Below are 20950 nucleotides of genomic sequence, written 5' to 3' on the forward strand. Positions count from 1 at the left end.
CCCTTTCCTCCTGCCCCTGCTAGCAGGTAAATGGTATTAGCGGGATCAGTCCTGAGAAATCCAGTTATTTATCGGAAGTATTTGCCATTAACTTTTAAGTCTGGCAGTACTTTCTCAATATTTGGAACACAGGCGCAATAGGTAAAATAGAAAAATTACTGTTTTACCAGAAAGTTTTACATTTTTATTTAAGCTAGATTAATGCCTTGCTTAAACAAGAACTACTACATATTCAAGAGAGGGTTAGCTTTTGGAGGCTTACATTTAATACCTAATTGAAGTAGGAAACAATTCTCACCAGAGAGCCATAAAAATAGCTAGCAAGACTGATAGATTGTATATTAGCCTTACTTATTATCCTGCTTAAACTATTAAAAAAGATATCAAAAATAGTTTTGTATTCTGCTCATGATAAGTTGGATTAAGTTAATATAAAGTCGCCAGAGTATGTTATGCTCTAAGACAGATTGACAGTGGTAAATAATCACTTTTTGAAAAAAAACTTACGCAATTTTTATTGTTTGGCAACAAGTTTAATCTTGTTGCCACATTCCAAAAAAATCCTGAATTTAGAATATTTGTCAATCAATGTCCAGTAATTAAATAGGATTTACTTATTAAATTTAGGAGATGGGCTTCGATGGTCTTTTTGATCTCAGTTCCTCCAACCTAACCTTCCGAATTTCACTGTTTATTTACTGAAGTGGGAGGTCGAATTGCAGAGAAGGTGTGACCGAAATCGGAAACGTTCAAAACGACGGGATATCTACTGTCCAAATCATGGCTGCTACCTTGAAAGCAGGAGTCAAAAATATCAATTGTTTGCGGATCAAGCAGGGCAGTTGCAGCAACGAGGCATGAGTCGACGGAGTGCATTGATGTTGGTAGCTAGCCAAACCACAGTTAGCATAGGGGGAGAATGGTTAGAAGCCTTTTGGTGCGATCGCTGCCAGCAAACAAACTGGTATCACGTTTGTAAGTCGAACGATCGCACCTATAAACTTTCTCTAGCGCCACAAGAACTGTGGCAGCAGGTAACAGGAGTAATTAATCCTGAGGGAAACCCTTCTGTTGGAGAATTTACTCGCAGGCAGGCAAAGGTGCTTAACTATCACAACATCAAAGATTTTCAGTTTGCCAATTAATGCTTAAAAGCAGTGGTCTTTAATTAATATTATGAGTAGTAAAGGAATTACCTCAAAGTTAGAGTTAGTAATTGAAGCTGGACGAACGGATAAGCAGTATTGGAAAGACCTGTGGCGCTACCGAGAGCTATTTTATTTTCTGGCTTGGCGTGACATTCTAGTACGCTACAAACAAACAGTCATTGGTATACTCTGGGCACTCATTCGACCATTTTTGACGATGGTCGTATTCAGCGTCATCTTCGGAAAGTTGGCGAACTTACCTTCGGAGGGAACAGCACCCTATCCAATACTGGTATTTGCTGCTTTGCTACCCTGGCAGTTTTTTGCTAATGCCCTAAGCGAGTGTAGCAACAGTCTAATTAGTAATGCCAACTTGATTTCTAAAGTGTATTTTCCACGCTTGATTGTGCCTGCTAGTTCGGTGATTGTTAGCTTTGTAGACTTTCTAGTTTCTGCGATAATTCTCTTAGGACTAATGGCTTGGTATGATTTTGTTCCCACTTGGCGGATATTATTATTACCCTTATTTATTGGCATTGCCTTTGCTGCTTCCCTAGGAGTAGGGCTGTGGTTGGCAGCTTTGAATGTGGAATATAGAGACTTCCGCTACATTGTGCCGTTTATTGTGCAGTTTGGACTATATGTATCGCCAGTCGGTTTTAGTAGCAGCATTATACCAGAACAATGGCGTTTGCTCTATTATTTAAACCCAATGGTGGGCGTGATTGATGGCTTTCGCTGGGCAATCTTAGCGGGAGAGTCCAAACTTTACTGGACTGGATTCACACTATCTCTAGGACTAGTTGCCCTGTTACTGGTAAGTGGCATTTGGTACTTCCGCAGAATGGAACGGACATTTGCTGACGTAATTTAACAAGGAACTGTGCAGATGTCTGAGAATATGATCAGTGTAGAGAATTTAAGCAAAAAATATATTATCGCTCACCAGCAAGAGCAAGGGAGTCGCTACAAAGCACTGCGGGATGTAATTGCTGATGGTGCTACATCTTTTGCCAAGGCATTTATAAAACCTAGGGGCAAAAAAATGCCCAACCCAACGCGGGAAGAATTTTGGGCATTAAGAGATGTTTCCTTTGACATTCAACAAGGTGAAGCCATTGGTGTTATTGGGCGTAATGGTGCCGGTAAATCCACCCTCTTAAAAGTTCTAAGCAGGATTACTGAACCAACAACAGGACGTATTGCCATTAAAGGGCGGGTAGCAAGTTTATTAGAAGTAGGAACAGGATTTCATCCAGAACTTACGGGACGCGAGAACATTTATCTCAACGGTTCAGTTTTGGGGATGAGTAGAGTCGAAATTAAAAATAAATTTGATGAAATAGTTGCCTTTGCTGAGGTTGAAAAGTTTTTAGATACTCCAGTAAAGCGCTATTCATCAGGAATGTACGTCCGCCTTGCTTTTTCCGTTGCAGCCCATTTAGAGCCAGAAATTTTAATTGTCGATGAAGTTCTGGCTGTAGGTGATTCGGCATTTCAGAAGAAGTGCTTGGGGAAAATGGGTGATGTAGCGACTAAAGAGGGACGAACAGTTTTATTCGTCAGTCATAGTATGCAAGCTATTTCTCAACTCACCAAACGTTGCATACTGCTTTCTAAAGGTAACATTCAGTTTGATGGTCATACTGGCAAAGCAGTGCAATTATATCTGGCTGGACAGAAAGATGAGTCTGTATTAGCAGCTTATTACCAAGCTCCTGTTAACAAAACTGGCAATCACGTAGCTTGGGTAAGGGCACACACCTCTGAAGGAGAAGGAATTCACTGTTGGGGAAAACCGATTACTTTTGAGTTTGCCTTAAACATAGAGAAACCCCATGAAAGTCTGTCCTTTTCTTTTCAAATCGTAAATGCTCTGCAACAACCTATTAGTATTTTTTGGTTTTTCTCTGATGCGCCTTTTCGCCATAAGCAAGGAACTCATATTTTCCGATGTGAAATACCCAAATTGCGACTTTATATGGGTTCATATACCTTAACAACATGGCTTTCTGAGCGGCGCAGCGAAACCCTACTAGAAAATCTGAGGGAGATTTGTCAGTTTGAAGTCAGTATGCACAATTTCGAGCGTGTAGATTACCCCTGGCAAGCTGATGAGTGTACTTATTTAGAAGATGCTATTTGGCAAACTATGGAAAAGCATTAATTTTAAGGCAGATTAAATAATGGCTATAAATGATGATGTTAAGTTAGGCAAAAACGTGAAGATTTTCCATCCCCATCTCGTAAACCTCTACGGTTGCGTTATCGGTGATGACACAAAAATCGGTACCTTTGTGGAGGTTCAGAAAGATGTCATGATCGGAAGCCGTTGTAAAATTTCATCCCACAGTTTTCTGTGTGAAGGCGTTGTCCTAGAAGATGAAGTGTTTATTGGTCATGGAGTCATGTTCACTAATGACCTTTATCCTCGTGCAACCAATGAAGATGGCAGTTTAAAAACTGAAGATGACTGGTATACAGTCAAGACTTTAGTGAAGCGCTGTGCATCTATTGGTAGTAACGCTACTATCCTGCCAGGAGTAACTATTGGTGAAAAAGCCATTATCGGTTCCGGAGCAACAGTAACTCACGATGTTCCTGATTATGCAATTGTAGTTGGAGTCCCCGCCCGTGTCATAGGGGATGTCCGTGATCGCCAAAATTTAGAAATTTCAGCTAGCAGTTTATGAGATCATTGCTTATATGCTATTTGAACAACTTAAGTTTTGTACGCAATATGTTTATAGATATTGGGTAGCTCCTTGGTGGATTCTGAAGCCTTGCAAAGATAAAAATTTCTATATCAAATAGCAAGTAATTTGTAATACACCTAAAAACAATTGTCATCTTTTAGTGGCAGTGGTTAATAACGCATAGAAAATAAATTCTGAATTAGTTAAAAGCAATGGGAAGTATCATTAATATCGGTGTAATTGGTTATGGTTATTGGGGCCCGAATATAGTAAGAAATTTTGTAGAGATGCCAGGAGTTCAGGTAAGAACAGTCAGCGATTTTAAACCAGAACTATTGACAAAAGTGCAAGCTAGGTATCCCGCTATTCAAGTTACTAAAGATTGTCGAGACATATTTACAGATCCCAAGATTGACGCTGTAGCGATCGCCACACCAGTTTCAACTCACTTTGAATTAGCTTTAGCTGCATTACAAGCTGGTAAACATGTCCTGGTAGAAAAGCCAATGACAACTACCTCGGATCAGGCAATGCGGCTGATTGAAGAGGCAGAAAAACGCAACCTAGTGTTAATGGTCGATCACACCTTTGTTTATACAGGTGCTGTCCGCAAAATGCACGATTTGATCGCCACTAATTCCTTAGGTGATATTTATTACTATGATTCTGTACGCGTCAACCTCGGACTTTTTCAGCATGATGTTAATGTCATCTGGGATTTGGCAGTCCACGACCTATCGATCATGAGCTATGTATTGCCATCCCAGCCTTATGCTGTCTCGGCTACAGGCATTAGCCATGTTCCTGGAGAACCAGAAAATATCGCCTACTTGACCTTATTCTTTGCAAATAATCTCATTGCTCACATCAATGTGAATTGGTTAGCACCAGTCAAAATCCGCCGCACATTGATTGGTGGTAGTCAACGGATGATTGTTTACGATGACTTAGAACCAAGTGAGAAAGTCAAGATTTACGACAAGGGTATTACAGTCAATGGCAACTCTGAAAGCGTGTACCAAATGATGATTGGTTATCGCACAGGGGATATGTGGTCACCCAAGTTAGATATGACAGAGGCATTGAAGACAGAAGGATTGCACTTCATTAATTGTATTGAAAAAGGCGATCGCCCATTAACTGATGGAGAAGCAGGACTGCGGGTAGTCAGAATTCTCGAAGCTGCAACCCAGTCTCTCAAGCAGCAAGGCCGATTAATTGAACTGAATGTGGCAGAGGTAGCAGCGTGATTCCATTTGTAGACCTAAAAACTCAATATTTAAGTATTAAGGATGAAATTGATACTGCTGTCTTGCAAGTACTTGCAAGTACGCAATTCATCTTGGGGAATGAAGTAAAAGCTTTAGAACAAGAGTTTGCAGATTACTGTAATGCAGATTATGGCATTGCTGTCAATACAGGTACTAGCGCCCTTCATCTAGCATTACTAGCAGCAGGTATCGGTGCTGGTGACGAAGTGATTACCGTACCTTTCACCTTCGTTGCGACTACAGCTGCAATTTGTTACACCGGAGCTAGGCCCGTTTTCGTAGATATTGATCCTGTTTCCTACACAATAGATGTCGCCCAAATTGAAAAAGCGATAACTGAACGCACCAAAGCTATCCTACCTGTGCATTTGTATGGCCAACCAGCAGACATGGAGCCAATTTTGGACATTGCCCGCCGTCATGGTTTAGCCGTTATAGAAGATGCCGCCCAAGCTCACGGATCTGAGTACAAAGGGCAACGGGTAGGTAGTATCGGTGACATTGGTTGTTTTAGCTTTTACCCTGGTAAAAACTTAGGGGCTTACGGAGAGGGAGGCATGGCAGTCACCAATAATCCTGAATATGCCCATACTATGGGGATGCTGCGCGACTGGGGTCAAGAACGTAGGTATCACCATGTCCTGAAAGGTTACAACTATCGGATGGATGGCATCCAGGGAGCGATTTTACGGGTAAAGTTACGCTACATCGAAGCGTGGACAGAAGCCAGAAGAACACACGCAGCAAACTATGACCAACTTTTGGCAGGTTCTGGTGTCAGCATACCTGCTGTAATGCCTTATAGCCGTCACGTTTATCATGTCTACGCCGTGCGATCGCCTCAGCGAGATGCCCTACAACAAAGTCTGCAAGAACAGGAAATTCAAACAGGCATTCATTACCCAATCCCTGTTCATCTTCAACCAGCTTATGCTGAATTTGGTTATAAACCTGGAGATTTTCCTCACTCAGAAGCAGCATCTAGGGAAGTTTTATCCCTGCCTATGTATGCAGAACTAAGCACAGAGTCACAGACTCAGGTTGCCAAGGCGGTAATTAGCTTAACATAACTGAGGAATTCAATGTCTGACCCAGGTAAGACTAAGATAGTCACAGCTATCCACGGTTTACAATCAGAAAAGCTAGACCCTGACTTTGAAATTCAACTAGCAGAATATTTAAATACTCAATATGAACAAAAACCATTAATCGAATTATACGCACGCTTTGCTATAGGTGATGGAGACTTTGATGGGCTGATGCGGCGAGCTATTTGGCGCGCGGTAGCACGCAGATTCGGGCATAACGTTCGCATTGGCAATGGTGTAGGCTTTAAACATCTCGAAACCTTTGAGATTGGGAACCAAGTATTTATTGGTTCACAAAGCTATATTCAAGGAAGGTTCGATGGTACTTGCATCATTGGTAACCACGTTTGGATTGGTCCACAGAGTTACTTTGATGCCCGTGATTTGATTATTGAAGATTATGTAGGATGGGGCCCAGGTGCAAAAGTACTGGGTTCAACCCACACTGGTTTGCCGATTGATGTTCCGATCATCCAAACAGACCTAGAAATTAAATCGGTAAAAGTGGAAACAGGAGCCGATATCGGCATGAATGCGGTGATCCTACCTGGGGTAACAATTGGCCAAGGCAGCATTGTCGGTGCTGGAGCCGTTGTCACCAAGGATGTACCACCATTTGCGATCGTAGCTGGTGTCCCTGCTAAGTTTTTACGCTGGCGGGAAGGATATGAACCATCGGAGAGTACAGAAGATGCAAGATAAGCGAATTTTAGTCACAGGTGGTGCCGGCTTCATCGGCTCTGAACTAGTACATCAGCTCATCGCTCAAAGAGCAAAGCAGGTGATTGTTGTTGATAATTTGGTTAATGGACAACGCCAGAACCTAGAAAATCTGCCTACCGATCAATTTGAACTAGTGGTGGCAGACATTCGAGATAGCGATCGCATGGCAAAGTTAATGTCGGGTGTAGATATCGTATTTCATCTAGCGTGCTTAGGTGTCCGCCATTCCATCCACTCGCCACACGAGAATCATGAGGTTAATGCCACAGCAACTCTCCAGCTATTGAGCGCAGCCAAAGCAGCAGGAGTAAATCGGTTTGTATATGTATCAAGTTCAGAAGTTTATGGTACTGCCCGTTGGGTACCAATGACAGAAGAACATCCAACCTTTCCCATGACTGTCTATGGTGCTGCTAAGTTGGCTGGAGAATGTTATACCAGGGCGTTCTACGAAACATATAGCTACCCGACGGTTGTAGTACGTCCTTTCAACTCCTATGGCCCGCGTTGTCACCATGAAGGAGATAGTGGAGAAGTCATACCCAAGTTCCTACTACGTAGCATGGCTGGTAAGCCAATGGTAATTTTTGGTGATGGTAGCCAGACTAGAGACTTCACTTATGTTAGCGATACGGCTAGGGCCATTATAATGGCAGGATTTACAGACTCTGCCATCGGTCAAACAATCAATTTGGGTAGTGGTTTTGAAATTCCCATTAATGATTTGGCTAAGGAAATAGCATCAATAGTAGAGCGAGCAGATACGGGCGTGATTCATGATGAATCTCGTCCTGGCGATGTATTGCGTCTATATGCTGAAACGGCAAAAGCAGACAAACTGTTGGGATTCAAGCCTCAAGTATCACTGCACGAAGGTTTGGTCAAGCTGAGAAATTGGTATTTGAGTCTTGGGAAATCTCCAGAAGTCCTACTAGAAAATGAAATTGTACGTAACTGGGATCTAGGGAGGAGTAAACAGAGTGTCTGAAGTTCAATCTTTTATCCCGATTGCCAAACCCTGGATGGGTGAACCCGAAGCTGAAGCAGCGAAGCGTGCGATCATGTCTGGTTGGGTAACCCAAGGGCCAGAAGTCGCCGCCTTTGAGCAAGAGTTTGCAGCTTACGTAGGAGGAAGCTACGCTTGTGCTGTATCTAATTGTACTACGGCATTGCATTTAGCGCTGTTAGCTGTAGGTGTGCAACCTGGGGATGAAGTGATTACCGTCAGCCATTCCTATATTGCCACTGCCAATAGTATTCGCTACTGCGGTGCAAAACCAGTGTTTGTGGATATTGAACCACAAACATACAACATCAACCCAATGTTAATTGAGGATGTGATTAGCGATCGCCTACAGCGCGGCATAGCTGATCGCACCCGTGCCATTCTGATCGTCCACCAAATCGGGATGCCTTGCAACCTCAAAGCCATTTTGGATATTGCCCACCGTTACAATTTACCAGTTATTGAAGATGCAGCTTGTGCGATCGGTAGTGAAATTCTCTGGGATGGGCAGTGGGAGAAAATTGGCAAGCCACATGGAGATATCGCTTGCTTTTCTTTTCACCCCCGCAAAGTAATCAGCACTGGTGACGGTGGGATGCTGACCACAAATAACCCCGAATATGATAAACAGTTTCGCCTTTGGCGACAACATGGAATGAGTGTCCCTGATACTGTACGCCACGGTGCGAAACAGGTAATATTTGAGTCATATCCGATGCTGGGTTACAACTACCGCATGACTGATATTCAAGCAGCAGTTGGCCGAGAACAACTCAAACGTCTTCCAGAGATTGTGGAACGCCGACGTTATTTGGCACAGCAATATCAGGAAAAGCTAGCAGATGTACCGGGATTAAAGTTACCCACTCAGGCAAATTGGGCAAAGAGTAACTGGCAGAGTTTTTGTGTACGGCTAACAGAGAAATACGATCAGCTACAAGTCATGCAGGGAATGCTAGATGCTGGCATTGCCACGCGACGCGGGATTATGTGCGCTCATCGGGAGCCAGCTTATCAAATTGAAGCTTGGTCATGTGGAGTTGAGCCAAAAGCTTGTGAGTGTGATGTTGGAAAGTGCGATCGCCTTTCTGAGAGTGAGCAGGCACAAGACCATACAGTCCTCCTACCCCTGTTTCATCAGATGACTCAACAGGAACAGGACTATGTGGTGGAAGTTTTAAAAGTCGCTTGTCAGCTTTAGAAAAGTTACTTTTTATCTTCCGTAGTCATTAAACCTTATAGGAAATTAACTATGGCTACCATATTTAGCAATCAAATTCCAAACATTGGAAATTACAGTGATAGCGTTCCCTACGAATTAGGGATGAAATTTCGCAGCACCGCAACAGGAGAGATTTTAGCCGTTCGGTTTTGGAAAGCCCCTAGCGAGACAGGAACTCATATTGGCAAGATATGGACGGCAACAGGAACTCTTTTAGCAAGCGTCACTTTTGCTAACGAGACGGCTTCTGGCTGGCAGCAGCAGACTCTGAATACACCAGTTAAGATTCAAACTGACACCACTTATGTAGTCTCTGTCAACGTGAATACCTACTATGTCGCTACTTACGATGATCTGGGCAGCCCCATCGTCAATGGCGATCTTAGCTCAGTGGCAGATGGTAGCAATGGGGTGTTTAATATAACTACAGGAGCCTTCCCAACAGGTTCTTACCGCAATACTAACTATTTTCGTGACATAGACTTTGTAGCTGTTCCCCTACCTACAATTACAAAGATCAGCGGCGATAATCAGACTGGTGTAGCCGCAACTCCCTTACCCAACCCCTTGGTTGTTCAAGTCAAAGACGCTGCTGGCAATCCTCAGTCAGGGGTCACAGTGAATTTTGCCGTTACCGGTGGTGGAGGGTCGGCCTTGCCTGTAAGTGTAGTAACCGATACTAATGGACGGGCTAGTACCACCTTAACGCTTGGAGCTAATCTTGGTGCGACAACTTTTATCACCAATACTGTGAGTGCCACGGCAGAAGAAGTGGGTAGCGTTATCTTCTCTGGGACTGCCAGTCCTTCGGGGAACAGCCAAACTATCTTGACCACTCAAGTCCCCAGCTTTCCAAATTCTACTGATACCGTTCCCTATGAATTAGGCTTAAAATTCCGCAGTGCTAAAGGCGGACAAGTTGCCGCAATTCGCTACTGGAAAGCCCCTAGCGAGACAGGAACTCATGTTGGCAAAATCTGGACGGCAGGGGGAACTCTTTTAACAAGCGTAACTTTTACTAACGAGACAGCTTCTGGCTGGCAGGAGCAGCTTCTAGAAACGCCAATAAATATTCAAGGCAATTCGATTTATGTAGTTTCTGTCAACGTCAACGCCTATTACGTCGCCACTTATGATGAACTGGTCAACCCCATAGTTAATGGCGATCTTAACTCAGTAGCGGACGGCAATAATGGGGTATTTAATTCCAATCCAAATAATTTCCCAGCCGCTTCTTTCCGAAATGCTAACTATTATCGTGACATCGCCTTTGTCGTCGGCAGCAGCTTGATTAAAGTCAGTGGAGACAATCAAAATGGCGCAACGGGAGGAGTCCTGCCCAACCCCCTAGTTGTGCGAGTTGTAAACGCTCAAAACAATCCTCAATCAGGGGTCACGGTGAACTTTGATATTGTTAGTGGCGGGGGATCAGTCTCCCCTGCCACTGTACTAACTGATGGTAGTGGTCAAGCGAGTACAACTTTGACGCTGGGACAGGCTCCTAGCGCACCTGGAGGGGTGATAGTAGGCGCCACAGCACCAGGCATTGGTAGTACCACCTTCTCAGTTACAGCAATTCCAGCGAACCCGAATCCCGTCTATTTGGAAAATCTCAATCCAGGCACGACTAACTGGAAGCTTGACAACCGGGGTAGTGGCGAGATCGCTGGTTATACTTCGGTTACCAGTGTTAATAAAGGGGAATCGCTGGACATTAAGGTTTCTCTTGGACAAGCTGGACAGTATACCATCGATGTGTACCGCTTGGGGTACTATGGCGGCACAGGAGGAAGGCTGATCACAAGCAGCGGCTTGCTCAATGGCACGACCCAACCAGCCTGTACCCTAGACCCTGATACCCGCCTAGTCGAGTGCAACTGGACAACTTCCTACGTCTTGCAGGTAGGCAATAACTGGACTAGTGGTATTTATGTAGCCAAGTTAACTGACCAAGCAACTGCTGTAGTGGCCCATGTGTGGTTTGTCGTCCGCGATGATAGCAGCACTGCTGATATTTTATTCAATAGTGCGATTTCTACTGTCCTCGCTTATAACTCAACGGGGGGTTACAGCTTGTACAGTTCTAACAGCATTGGCGGCGAACGGGCTTTCAAGGTTTCCTACGACCGGCCTTTCGCCCAGGCAACTTATCAAAACTCCAACGAGGCCGACACACCTCTACGATGGGAATACAATATGGTGCGGTGGCTAGAATCTCTAGGTTACGATGTTACCTACACCGACAGTATGCAGATTCACACCAACGGACAAAAATTGCTCAATCACAAAGTATTCTTGTCTGTGGGTCACGATGAGTACTGGTCTAAAGAAATGCGCGATCATATCGAGGCTGCTCGCGATGCCGGAATTAATTTAGGATTTTTCTCTGCCAATACTTGTTATTGGCGAGTGAGGTTTGAAAATTCTACTCTTGCTGCCGGACAAGTGAAGCCCAACCAAGTGATGGCCTGCTACAAACCAGATTGGGCATTAGATCCAGTAGCCCAGCAGCAGGGAGCATCAGCAGCCACTAATAAATTCCGCAGCGCTCAGAACCAGCGACCGGAAAACAGTTTGTTAGGAGTCATGTATGGTAGTGACTTAGATACCTACGGCGGTTTTAATTTTGTCGTCTCCAATGCTAGCGATCCTTACTATGCCAACACAGGACTCAAGAATGGAGATCAGCTGGCTATGTTAGTAGGTTATGAATGGGATTTTATCGTTAATAATGGGTCTACTCCTCCCGGACTGGTCATGTTGTCTCAGTCGCCAGTGGCACCCGCTAATGTGTTGCCAAACTTCGATGAACCAGTTGGAGAACGAGCACTCCCTGCCGACCAGGATTTTACCAGATCCCATTCAGCCCGCTACACAGCTGGTAGTGGGGCTAAAGTTTTTGCCTCTGGCTCCATTCAGTGGGCATGGGGGTTAGACAGTGACGGTGTTAGCCCATTTCGGGAAGATATTCGCGCCAAGCAAATAACCGTCAACATCCTAGCAGATATGGGAGCTAAACCCCAGGCCCCAAATGCAAGCTTGATTGTTCCTTAAAGCACCCCACAAGGAGTATAGTAATGCCATCATTGAAACGCCGACAATTTGGCCAGCTGGCTGCTGCCAGTTTGACTTCTACTGTTGTTGCTGGCCTGTCTAATAAGGCAGTTGCTCAGAAGATCGAACTCAAGCAGGAAATTCTTTATGGAGTAAAGCGCCTTAGTACACCCAACAATCAAAACCGGGAAGACCAAACTCCGCCAGTGGAGCTGAGTACTGCCGAATTAGCAACGGGAAAAGTTCTCTCTAAGCTCAATCGCCAATCTCTGTTCGTTGACAATCCATTGTCTGTTCCAAAAAGGCCGAGGGCTTTCTATGTTGCTGACTCGAACCGAGTTACAAAGGCGGTAGCGCTTAAAGATGGGAGTCTTGTCATTTCTACTGTCTCTAGCACGAGAAATGGTTTTTTCAACCATCTGATTTTTACTGTCGGTAATGCTGCTGTTCCTGTTTTTAGAGCGAAAAAAGTACTAGGCTTCAAGAAATCGAATCAAACTGTTGAAAGCTTGCTTAGTCTTCCCAATAAGCAACTTCTGTGCCTGGTAGGAACTGAGGGCATCCCGCCTTTTAGTATGAGAACGCTAGATTTCACAACAGGTAAAGTTCTTGACCAGGATGAGCTGGGTCTACCCCCACTACCACCCACCCATCGATTCGCTAACCTGTGCCAAGATGCAAAGGGAAATATTTTCGCAACTGAGATTGGCTCAGATGGTGTCCCGGTTTTAATTTCAATTAACTTGCAGGAGAAAGCCCTAATTACTGGCAAGGTGAAAATTAAGAGGCTGACCCCACTAAGATTTGAAGAAGGCCTTCTTTCCAATGATGTTAAAGACTTGGCTTTCTCTCCTTCCGGTAAATTGTATGCGCTTGCTGCTGACAATAAAAAAAATACGGCGATATATACGGTGGACATCAAAAGCGGCAAAATGGGGCTAGTAAAAAACTTTGAATCTGAGAAGTTTACATTTGCTCTTTAGTATTACAACGGCGTTTTGAATAATCTGCCGATCTAAATTTTCCATGCTCATGTATGGAAATAAATGAAATGCAGAGTCTTGAGGAGATATATAGCCAATTAGTTCAATTAAGTCAGCAAAAACATCGATGAGCAAAGCGATTAGTAGCAGAACTGCGAGAATTCTGGGTTTAGTTATCAAGAAACGATCGCATTCATCAAAACTTTTGCGTAATCGCTTTGCCTATTACTTTTTCTTGTTAAAAGGATGAAAAACTTAAAAAATACATTAATTGCTGGTATTAGTATAAAAACTGGGCGATCGCTTAACGGAAAGTGAACAAGCGCAGGATTACACGATAGACAGAAAAAACAAAATCGAGCGATCGCAGTTCTGAAAAAGAATATTTAGATAAAATAAAAATATTTATGGATAAAATTATTAAGCCAAAACTTGTTTTTTTTCAATGGAATAATCAAGGTTCAGCTAAATTCTACAATGTACATAAGCAAGAACATGTTAAGTGTCTATCTGAATTTTTTGAAGTAACTCTTATTAGTGACGAGAGTGACTATCAACAAATTTGTGAGCAATATCAACCAGATATAACTCTGTTTGAAACTGGTAACGCCTCATCTGATAAACGACGTATTAAAAATACTCATTATTATCCAGAAATACCTAAATTAGCTTTCTATAACGGAGATTCTTTTTGTGGATTTCATTCAGCTTTTCTTTCTGATATCGAAAATTGGGGAATCGAGACAGTCTTTACAATATCCATTCCTTTAGCTGAATATCTTCCCGAAATTGCCGAAAATTTATTTATCTGGCCAAATTTTATAGATCCCGACATATTTAGAGACTATAATCAGCCTAAAAATATACCAGTGCTTATTACTGGAAGCCAAACATCACTATATCCTTGGCGACAAAAAATTAATAGACTTGTTTCTAAGTATTATCCCACTCTAATTTGCCCACACTTAGGATACATGCAAAACCGAGAAACATCAAGAATGCTTTTTGGTGAGCAGTATGCTCGGATGATCAATGCTTCTTCCTTTTCACCCACCTGTGGCACGATGGCAAGGGAGTTTGTTCGCAAATTTCTGGAAATTCCAGGGTCTAAATCGTGTTTGATAACAGAAAAAAATCCAGCTGTTGAAGCAGCAGGTTTTGTTGATATGCAAAATTGTGTGTTTGCTGATGAAAATGATGTATTAGATAAGCTGGATTATCTGTTTCAAAACCCAGAAGAATTAGAGAAAATTACCAATACTGGCTATCAACTAGTTCATTCCCAGCACACATTTAAACAAAGAGATCAAATCTGGCAATGGTTTAATTTACAAAAAGCGCTGAAGCCAAATCAAAGGATTGTTCAAAGAAGCCCTTTTGAGCCTTTGACAATTGTAGACAGTTCATCGGAAATTAAAAATTTACATATCGTTGTTAACCCATCGGATAGAGTGCTACTACGTCAAGGAGATGAAAAACTCTGGTCAGGTAAATATGATGAAGCAGAAGCTTTGTATCTCAAATGCTTAAACTTTGTAGACTCTCAAGCCCAACCAAAACTACGGCTGGCATTATGTAACCTCTACAAAGGAAATGCAGCGACGGCACATGATTGGATTGTTCAGCCAATTGAATGGACTCTCGATCTACTAAAAGCTATAGATCCTGATCCGTTAGAATGGGCTTATTTAATTATTACTCTTCTTTGTCAAGGAAAATTAAATGATGCCATGAAGTTTGCTAATAAGTTTCCCTCTCTTTGCCATCCTGAACTCGATCGCATTCGTTGGGTTGTTAATACTCTAATTACTAAAGACACTTTACCGTACAGTGAACCATTAAAATACCGCTATAGCGCTCATCAGTTGCCTAATAGAAGCTTCCAAGATTGGCTAGATCATCTCTGTATGCTGCTTACAGCATGTCAACAATTTGATTTAGTAAAATTGTTGAGCGATCCGGCTTATTTAAAATATCATTCCTTAAAAAAACAAACAAATAGTTTTGTTGAATCATCTAATTTAGTTTCTAAATCAATGGATTTATTGACTTTAAAACATTATAAAAAAGTGTTAAAACAATGGGTAACATTGAATTTAAAAATCTTACTACGTAAACCTTTAACTCAGTTAGAAAATAGATTTGGTTACTTCCTTCCTTACGAATTTTCAACTATAAAATCTGATGAATTTTTTCAGATAATCCGAAAAATGATCAAGGAAAAAGATATTGAAACAGCTTTAGTAATTGGAGCATCTAGTGGAGAGGTTATTACCGAGGCACTTTTAACAGGCGTCAGAGAAAACCCAAACAAGCCAACAGTCTTTTGTATCAATATTCCTACTCCTCAATTTAATAAGTTGCAGAAGCGTTATACTGCTGAACCTACTGCCAAATTCTATGATATTCCGTCTATTGATTTGGAAAACTTACCTAAAAAATTAAGTAAAATCATCAAAAACATTAAAGAAAAAAATAATGTTAACGTTTTTGATATTATCTTAATCGATGGTTCTCAATTAAGCACAAGTATTGAAGATTTAGAAAATGAATTGTATGGCTATAAGTTTGTTTTACTAGATGACATAAATACCTTTCAAAACTACAAAAACAATCAAAAACTACTCTTAGATCCTAATTATGTAGTATTCAGCCAAAATAGTGATCTACGTAATGGATATGCGATTTTTGAGCAAATTAACTAATAATATAAAAAGCTAATTATTTATAATTCAATAAGTTAAGGCTAGTACTCTTTGTCAAAGTTATTTTTTTACATAGACGCGTTTGCGGAGATCTGCCGAAGGCTAGCGGCTTCCCGCAGGGTATTGCAGAGGACACGGAAAGAGAAGAAAGAGAAGGAGGAAATCCTTAACTGAACTGTATTGATTTATAATTGGCTGATGAAAACAGAAATTTGGAGATTAAAAACATGAAAATTAGTGAGTTTTCTTACAAGGCATCACATCACTTAGTTTGGCGAGCAGAACAACTATTAATTGATATACAAAGTTCTTCAATTAATAAGGAATTGAAGAAACTAGGTTGCTTAACTAAAAAAGATATAACTACACATATGACTGCTCATGAGCTAAATATGCTCTATATTTTAGCCAAGGAGCTTGGAGAATCTGCCAAAGCTTTAGAGATAGGATCTTATTTAGGAGCATCTAGTTGTTATATTGCCGCTGCTTTAGCTCCAAAAGATGGGCACTTATTTTGTGTTGATACTTGGGAAAACCAAACTATGCCAGAGGGTGAAAAAGATACACTAAATGAGTTTAAAACTAATACAAGAGCAGTCGGCAACCACATCACGATGATCAGGAAGAATAGTCAAGAACTTACACCTTCAGATTTTACAGAATATCCTCTAAGCCTTGTTTTTATTGATGGCGATCATAGTTATCAAGGAGCCAAAAATGATTACGAAAAAGCAAATCCTTGGATTGTAGGAGGAGGTATTCTTGCATTCCATGATTGTATCGCGTTTGAAGGTGTAGCGAGGACAATTGGTGAAGCTCTTGCCAGCGGTAACTGGAAGTTTGGTGGACAAGTTGACAATCTTCTTTGGTTACGTAAAGTAGAAAAAGGTTTTTTAGAATTTGAACACTCAGCATTTTAAAGCAAAGCCCAAAATCATTTTGTATGGAATTAATGCTCAGTATAATTATCTGTGCCCACAATCCTCGTTTTAACTATTTAGAGAGGGTTTTGCAAGCACTGAAATCTCAAAGTTTATCCAAAGATTTTTGGGAACTTTTATTGGTTGATAATGCTAGTGATAAAATTCTAGCTGCGGAAATTGATTTAAGTTGGCATCCCCAAGCTCGTCATATTCGAGAAGAACAACTAGGACTGACTGCGGCTAGACTCAGAGGTATTCGAGAAGCTACAGCTGGAGTAATAGTATTTGTCGATGATGATAACGTTTTAGATTCAGGCTACCTAGAAGTCACATGGCGAATTAGTAAAGATTTTCCATTTATTGGTGCTTGGGGCGGACAAATTAAACCTGAATTTGAAGTAACTCCTCCGTCGTGGGCAAAACCTTATTTGGGAAATTTGGCAATTCGAGAGTTTGAGGGCGATCGCTGGTCTAATTTAGTAGATCAGTATGAAACAACCCCATGTGGGGCTGGGCTTTGTGTTCGCAAGGTTGTTGCTGAAAAGTACAGCGAGTTAGTTTGTAAAAGTCCCAAACGAGCAGATATGGATCGCAAGGGTAAAATGCTTACCTCCTGTGGAGACTCAGATTTAGCATTTACAGCTTGCGATATGGGTTTAGGTACAGGGCTGTTTACATCACTCAAACTGACTCATTTAATACCTTCTAATCGTTTAAAAGAAGATTATCTCCTACGTTTAGTAGAAGGGTTAGCTTACTCGCAAACTATGCTGGCATATTTTCGAGGTACTATTTCACCTCAGTCTTTTTGGAGATCATCAAAGATATATTCGCTATATTTAGGTCTAAGATATGGTTTCAGAATATCTCGTTTCCATGAAGCTGGACAAAACGGTAGAAGACTAGCTCTGAAAGAGATTAGTGATTAGTGCAATAGCTTAATTATTAAAGGAATACTGACGACAGAAGATGACATGGTAATTAAAGGTTTTTTTAGCTAAAAAACCTGTCAAAAGCAATTTTTAAGTTTTCTTTTTGAATATGCTAAAAAAAACTCTCAAATCAACATATTTTTCATATATAAATTTGCTTCGTAAGCTACCAATAAGTTCTGAAGTTTTAGGTCCTCCAAAAGATTTTTATAAAGAAACTAAGGATTATTGGATATTAAATTTACAAGAAAAAAATAAAGAAAGTCAAGGAAGTTTTATCAGCATATATCCTAAAAATTCGATACGTAGAAAACTTCCTAAAACTATAAAAGGTGAAGTTCACTGGAAATTTGAGATAGAGTCTACTCATGAATATCCAGAAACATTTGTTACTGTAATACCAAAAGGTCGTGTATGGGGTCATAACGGCACTGTTATAACCCCAGATGATAAGTTACTGGGTGATTTGTCTTTTGAAATTGGTACAAATATAAGTGAGCATTCAATACTCAAATCTTGGAGATTACCAAATCTAAATTATGTAGATGGAACTGTTGCTGTTTTGTCGGCTGCTGGAGGCGAAGGATACTTTCACTGGATGTTTGACGTTTTACCACGCATTCATTTACTCAACCAAGCTGAAATCCAGTTTAATCATATAGACAAATTCTTAGTTAATAGCTTACATCTTTGTTTTCAGAAGGAAACATTAGAGATTTTAGGTATTCCTGAAAAGAAAATTATAGAAAGTCGTCAATTTCCTCACATTAAAGCTAAACAATTAGTTGTACCTTCCCTACCGGGACAGACAGGAAATATTCCCAAATGGGCTTGTGATTTTCTCAAAACAAAAATTCTAGTTAATAGCTCTACTGAAAAAGTAGCAAAAGGAAATCTTATTTATATAAGTCGGGATCGCGCAGCCTTTCGTCGGATTATCAATGAGGATGAATTAGTTCAGTTTTTAAACAAATTCAAATTTGAAGTTATTTTTTTAGAAAAAATTTCAGTGGCTGAACAAGCTTCAGTTCTATCGTCTGCGTCTGTCATTGTGGCTGCTCATGGTGCTGGTTTATCCAATCTCGTTTTTTGTTCCCCTGGAACTAAAATTATTGAATTATTTTCGCCGAATTATGTCAATGGCTGTTACTGGGTCTTGTCTAATAATATGGAACTTGATTACTATTATCTAATCGGAGAAGGAGAAGAACCAGAAAAATTTTGCGATCCTCATTGCATGGCGGAAGATATATTAATTAATATAGATTTGTTAGCTGAAGTATTAAAAATAGCTGAGGTTATTTAGAAATAAGTATGGATGAAATAAACAATAGAATAAAAGTATTCAAAAACCCGAAGATCTGGGAAAAGAATTTACCAAGCATTTCTGTTATTACAATTACATACAATAGACTTAAAGATTTAAAAGAAACATTTTCAAATATTATCTCTCAGACTTATCCAAATCTCGAATATATCATCATTGATGGTGATTCTCAGGATGGTACTGTAGATTTTTTGCGCGAGAATAGTGCAAATATATCCTATTGGATTAGCGAAAAAGATGCTGGAATTTATGATGCTATGAACAAAGGAGCCTTGACGGCTACTGGGGAATGGATAATTTTTATGAATTGCGGCGATAAATTCTTTGCAGAGGATACACTGGCTAAAGTTGCAGAATATCTTGATAATTCAGTGGATGTTGTTTATGGCAAATTTGAGTATGTTGTTAATGATAAATATGGGTATCATACCTATCAGCGCCAGCCATATAATTTATCTATAATATGGCGTGAAATACCTACTTGCCATCAGAGTATTTTTGTTAAAAGAGAACTACAAGTTAAATATCCCTTTGATACGTTCTTGACTTGGTGTGCAGATCATGATTTTATGGCCAAAATTTACGTTGCTGGCTATCAGTTTCAGGAAGTTCCTGTAATTATATCTAAATTTGATGGATCAGGAGGAGTGTCTAGAGATCTATTGAGCTTTACTAAAGAGCGTTGGTCTATTTGCAGAAAATACTTTGGCAAATCTTTTCAGCAAGAGTTGTATTTTGTTAATGAATACAAAAGTTTTTGGTTGCAGAAAAACATCATTAGTAAAATTCGTGAGATCCTTCCTAGTCAATTGATTCTTGCTTTACGTAAATATAGAAAAATATATTGATTAATATGGCTCATTCTAAGAATATTGGAGTCTATTTTTCAGCGAATGATGCAGTTTATGAGTGGACGATCGCTTTTCTCAATAGCTTCAGAACCTTCAACCCAGATTTACGCCTGATTCTAATTCCTTTTAATGACCAGTGCGATCGCCTGCTAAAATTGAGCGATACTTATAAATTTGAAGTATATACTGATTCATCCTTTTCTCAATTGGAGGCTATCGGTCAAGCATTTGAGCTAGGTTATACCCCTACTGGCCCCTATTGGTTCAGACGCTATGCATGTTTTTGGGGTCCACTAGATTATTTTATGTACTTAGATGCTCGGCAAATTGTGTTAGCAGATATTAAATTCTTTATTGAAGCAGTAGAAACCCTTGGGTTTGACTTTCTACATTATGACTGCGCGATCGATCAAGTTTACGAACAAGGAACATTTCGTCAAGAATTGTTAAGACAGGGGCGAGGGCGCGGTTTTAACTCAGGCCGTTGGGCTTCTCGTAAGGGGCTATTTTCAATAGAAGAGTTTGAGTTATTAGCAGAAGGTGCATTGAAAATACGAGATCAACTCAACCCTCGAAATACAGATCAAGCCTTCATCAACTATTGCTGCGACATGAAGCCTGTGCGCTATGGGCATCTTGCAGAAGTAATTGGAGGTATCTGTCAAAACGGGTGGGCAAGACTATCGGGTAAAATTTACTGGAAAGATGGAAAATACCATTTGTGGGATTACGGGGGTTTGGATCATAAAAAACAAATATTTCTTCTACATTGGGCAGGCTACAGATTGAATGCTTTAATGCCTAATAATTATTTTTTTTATAAATATTTATTAAGAGATAAATCCATGTTAAAGCGGTTGCAATTTTATATAACTCTAGGATTAGATTACTTAAGAAATGCTCCCATTACTAGTATTAAAAAACAAATCTTACTTAATAGTTTATACCATGATTTAAAAAAATATTATAAAATTAATTTTAAAAATGAACTATACAAATAAACAACAATAAAAGGCATTTT

At 40.6% G+C, this 20950-nt stretch carries 17 protein-coding genes; all 17 read left to right on the forward strand.

Annotated features, from left to right (window positions below):
- Positions 1 to 716: 716 nt before the first annotated feature.
- The 17 genes from F8R90_RS30775 to F8R90_RS30855 all read left to right on the forward strand — a co-directional run bounded on the left by F8R90_RS30775 (position 717) and on the right by F8R90_RS30855 (position 20930).
- The gene (locus tag F8R90_RS30775; protein ID WP_196513871.1) at positions 717 to 1145 is read left to right on the forward strand and encodes a hypothetical protein; all 429 of its coding nucleotides are present in this window, start codon (positions 717 to 719) and stop codon (positions 1143 to 1145) included.
- A gap of 31 nt (positions 1146 to 1176) precedes the next feature.
- The gene (locus F8R90_RS30780) at positions 1177 to 2022 is read left to right on the forward strand and encodes an ABC transporter permease (RefSeq protein WP_196513872.1); all 846 of its coding nucleotides are present in this window, start codon (positions 1177 to 1179) and stop codon (positions 2020 to 2022) included.
- A 15-nt stretch (positions 2023 to 2037) separates the two neighbouring features.
- On the forward strand, positions 2038 to 3315 hold the full coding sequence (locus tag F8R90_RS30785) for an ABC transporter ATP-binding protein (protein ID WP_230967149.1): 1278 nt from the start codon (positions 2038 to 2040) through the stop codon (positions 3313 to 3315).
- Positions 3316 to 3334: 19 nt separating this feature from the next.
- Positions 3335 to 3841, forward strand: a complete 507-nt coding sequence (locus tag F8R90_RS30790) for an acyltransferase (protein ID WP_196513873.1) — start codon at positions 3335 to 3337, stop codon at positions 3839 to 3841.
- A gap of 215 nt (positions 3842 to 4056) precedes the next feature.
- On the forward strand, positions 4057 to 5094 hold the full coding sequence (locus F8R90_RS30795) for a Gfo/Idh/MocA family protein (RefSeq protein WP_196513874.1): 1038 nt from the start codon (positions 4057 to 4059) through the stop codon (positions 5092 to 5094).
- On the forward strand, positions 5091 to 6185 hold the full coding sequence (locus F8R90_RS30800) for a DegT/DnrJ/EryC1/StrS family aminotransferase (protein ID WP_196513875.1): 1095 nt from the start codon (positions 5091 to 5093) through the stop codon (positions 6183 to 6185). Before F8R90_RS30795 ends, F8R90_RS30800 begins: the two co-directional genes overlap by 4 nt.
- Before the next feature lie 12 nt (positions 6186 to 6197).
- The gene (locus F8R90_RS30805) at positions 6198 to 6905 is read left to right on the forward strand and encodes an acyltransferase (RefSeq protein ID WP_196513876.1); all 708 of its coding nucleotides are present in this window, start codon (positions 6198 to 6200) and stop codon (positions 6903 to 6905) included.
- Entirely contained in the window at positions 6895 to 7914 is a 1020-nt protein-coding gene (locus tag F8R90_RS30810) for an SDR family NAD(P)-dependent oxidoreductase (RefSeq protein WP_196513877.1), read from the forward strand. Before F8R90_RS30805 ends, F8R90_RS30810 begins: the two co-directional genes overlap by 11 nt.
- Before the next feature lie 34 nt (positions 7915 to 7948).
- Entirely contained in the window at positions 7949 to 9133 is a 1185-nt protein-coding gene (locus F8R90_RS30815) for a DegT/DnrJ/EryC1/StrS family aminotransferase (RefSeq protein WP_196513902.1), read from the forward strand.
- A gap of 51 nt (positions 9134 to 9184) precedes the next feature.
- Positions 9185 to 12208, forward strand: coding sequence for a N,N-dimethylformamidase beta subunit family domain-containing protein (locus F8R90_RS30820; RefSeq protein WP_196513878.1), 3024 nt, complete (start codon positions 9185 to 9187; stop codon positions 12206 to 12208).
- A 23-nt stretch (positions 12209 to 12231) separates the two neighbouring features.
- Positions 12232 to 13191: a hypothetical protein gene (locus F8R90_RS30825; RefSeq protein ID WP_196513879.1), complete on the forward strand. Its 960-nt coding sequence runs from the start codon at positions 12232 to 12234 to the stop codon at positions 13189 to 13191.
- Positions 13192 to 13598: 407 nt separating this feature from the next.
- Positions 13599 to 15896: a glycosyltransferase gene (locus F8R90_RS30830; protein WP_196513880.1), complete on the forward strand. Its 2298-nt coding sequence runs from the start codon at positions 13599 to 13601 to the stop codon at positions 15894 to 15896.
- 191 nt (positions 15897 to 16087) lie between these two features.
- Complete coding sequence (locus F8R90_RS30835) at positions 16088 to 16816, forward strand: class I SAM-dependent methyltransferase (RefSeq protein WP_196513881.1); 729 nt, start codon at positions 16088 to 16090, stop codon at positions 16814 to 16816.
- 32 nt (positions 16817 to 16848) lie between these two features.
- On the forward strand, positions 16849 to 17748 hold the full coding sequence (locus F8R90_RS30840; RefSeq protein ID WP_230967151.1) for a glycosyltransferase: 900 nt from the start codon (positions 16849 to 16851) through the stop codon (positions 17746 to 17748).
- 112 nt (positions 17749 to 17860) lie between these two features.
- On the forward strand, positions 17861 to 19057 hold the full coding sequence (locus F8R90_RS30845; protein ID WP_196513883.1) for a glycosyltransferase family 61 protein: 1197 nt from the start codon (positions 17861 to 17863) through the stop codon (positions 19055 to 19057).
- 8 nt (positions 19058 to 19065) lie between these two features.
- Positions 19066 to 19926, forward strand: coding sequence for a glycosyltransferase family 2 protein (locus F8R90_RS30850; protein WP_196513884.1), 861 nt, complete (start codon positions 19066 to 19068; stop codon positions 19924 to 19926).
- 158 nt (positions 19927 to 20084) lie between these two features.
- Positions 20085 to 20930, forward strand: a complete 846-nt coding sequence (locus F8R90_RS30855; protein ID WP_230967153.1) for a hypothetical protein — start codon at positions 20085 to 20087, stop codon at positions 20928 to 20930.
- Positions 20931 to 20950 lie beyond the last annotated feature (20 nt).

The organism is Nostoc sp. NZL, assembly GCF_015714705.1.
GTDB classification, from domain to species: domain Bacteria; phylum Cyanobacteriota; class Cyanobacteriia; order Cyanobacteriales; family Nostocaceae; genus Nostoc; species Nostoc foliaceum_A.

Excerpts from the sequence above, each read along its gene's own strand:
- F8R90_RS30795 (WP_196513874.1), top strand. The coding sequence starts at position 4,057 with ATGGGAAGTATCATTAATATCGGTGTAATTGGTTATGGTTATTGGGGC.
- F8R90_RS30810 (WP_196513877.1), top strand. The coding sequence starts at position 6,895 with ATGCAAGATAAGCGAATTTTAGTCACAGGTGGTGCCGGCTTCATCGGC.
- F8R90_RS30845 (WP_196513883.1), top strand. The coding sequence starts at position 17,861 with ATGCTAAAAAAAACTCTCAAATCAACATATTTTTCATATATAAATTTG.
- F8R90_RS30840 (WP_230967151.1), top strand. The coding sequence starts at position 16,849 with ATGCTCAGTATAATTATCTGTGCCCACAATCCTCGTTTTAACTATTTA.
- F8R90_RS30830 (WP_196513880.1), top strand. The coding sequence starts at position 13,599 with ATGGATAAAATTATTAAGCCAAAACTTGTTTTTTTTCAATGGAATAAT.
- F8R90_RS30785 (WP_230967149.1), top strand. The coding sequence starts at position 2,038 with ATGTCTGAGAATATGATCAGTGTAGAGAATTTAAGCAAAAAATATATT.
- F8R90_RS30780 (WP_196513872.1), top strand. The coding sequence starts at position 1,177 with ATGAGTAGTAAAGGAATTACCTCAAAGTTAGAGTTAGTAATTGAAGCT.
- F8R90_RS30790 (WP_196513873.1), top strand. The coding sequence starts at position 3,335 with ATGGCTATAAATGATGATGTTAAGTTAGGCAAAAACGTGAAGATTTTC.
- F8R90_RS30815 (WP_196513902.1), top strand. The coding sequence starts at position 7,949 with ATGGGTGAACCCGAAGCTGAAGCAGCGAAGCGTGCGATCATGTCTGGT.
- F8R90_RS30850 (WP_196513884.1), top strand. The coding sequence starts at position 19,066 with ATGGATGAAATAAACAATAGAATAAAAGTATTCAAAAACCCGAAGATC.
- F8R90_RS30825 (WP_196513879.1), top strand. The coding sequence starts at position 12,232 with ATGCCATCATTGAAACGCCGACAATTTGGCCAGCTGGCTGCTGCCAGT.
- F8R90_RS30820 (WP_196513878.1), top strand. The coding sequence starts at position 9,185 with ATGGCTACCATATTTAGCAATCAAATTCCAAACATTGGAAATTACAGT.
- F8R90_RS30805 (WP_196513876.1), top strand. The coding sequence starts at position 6,198 with ATGTCTGACCCAGGTAAGACTAAGATAGTCACAGCTATCCACGGTTTA.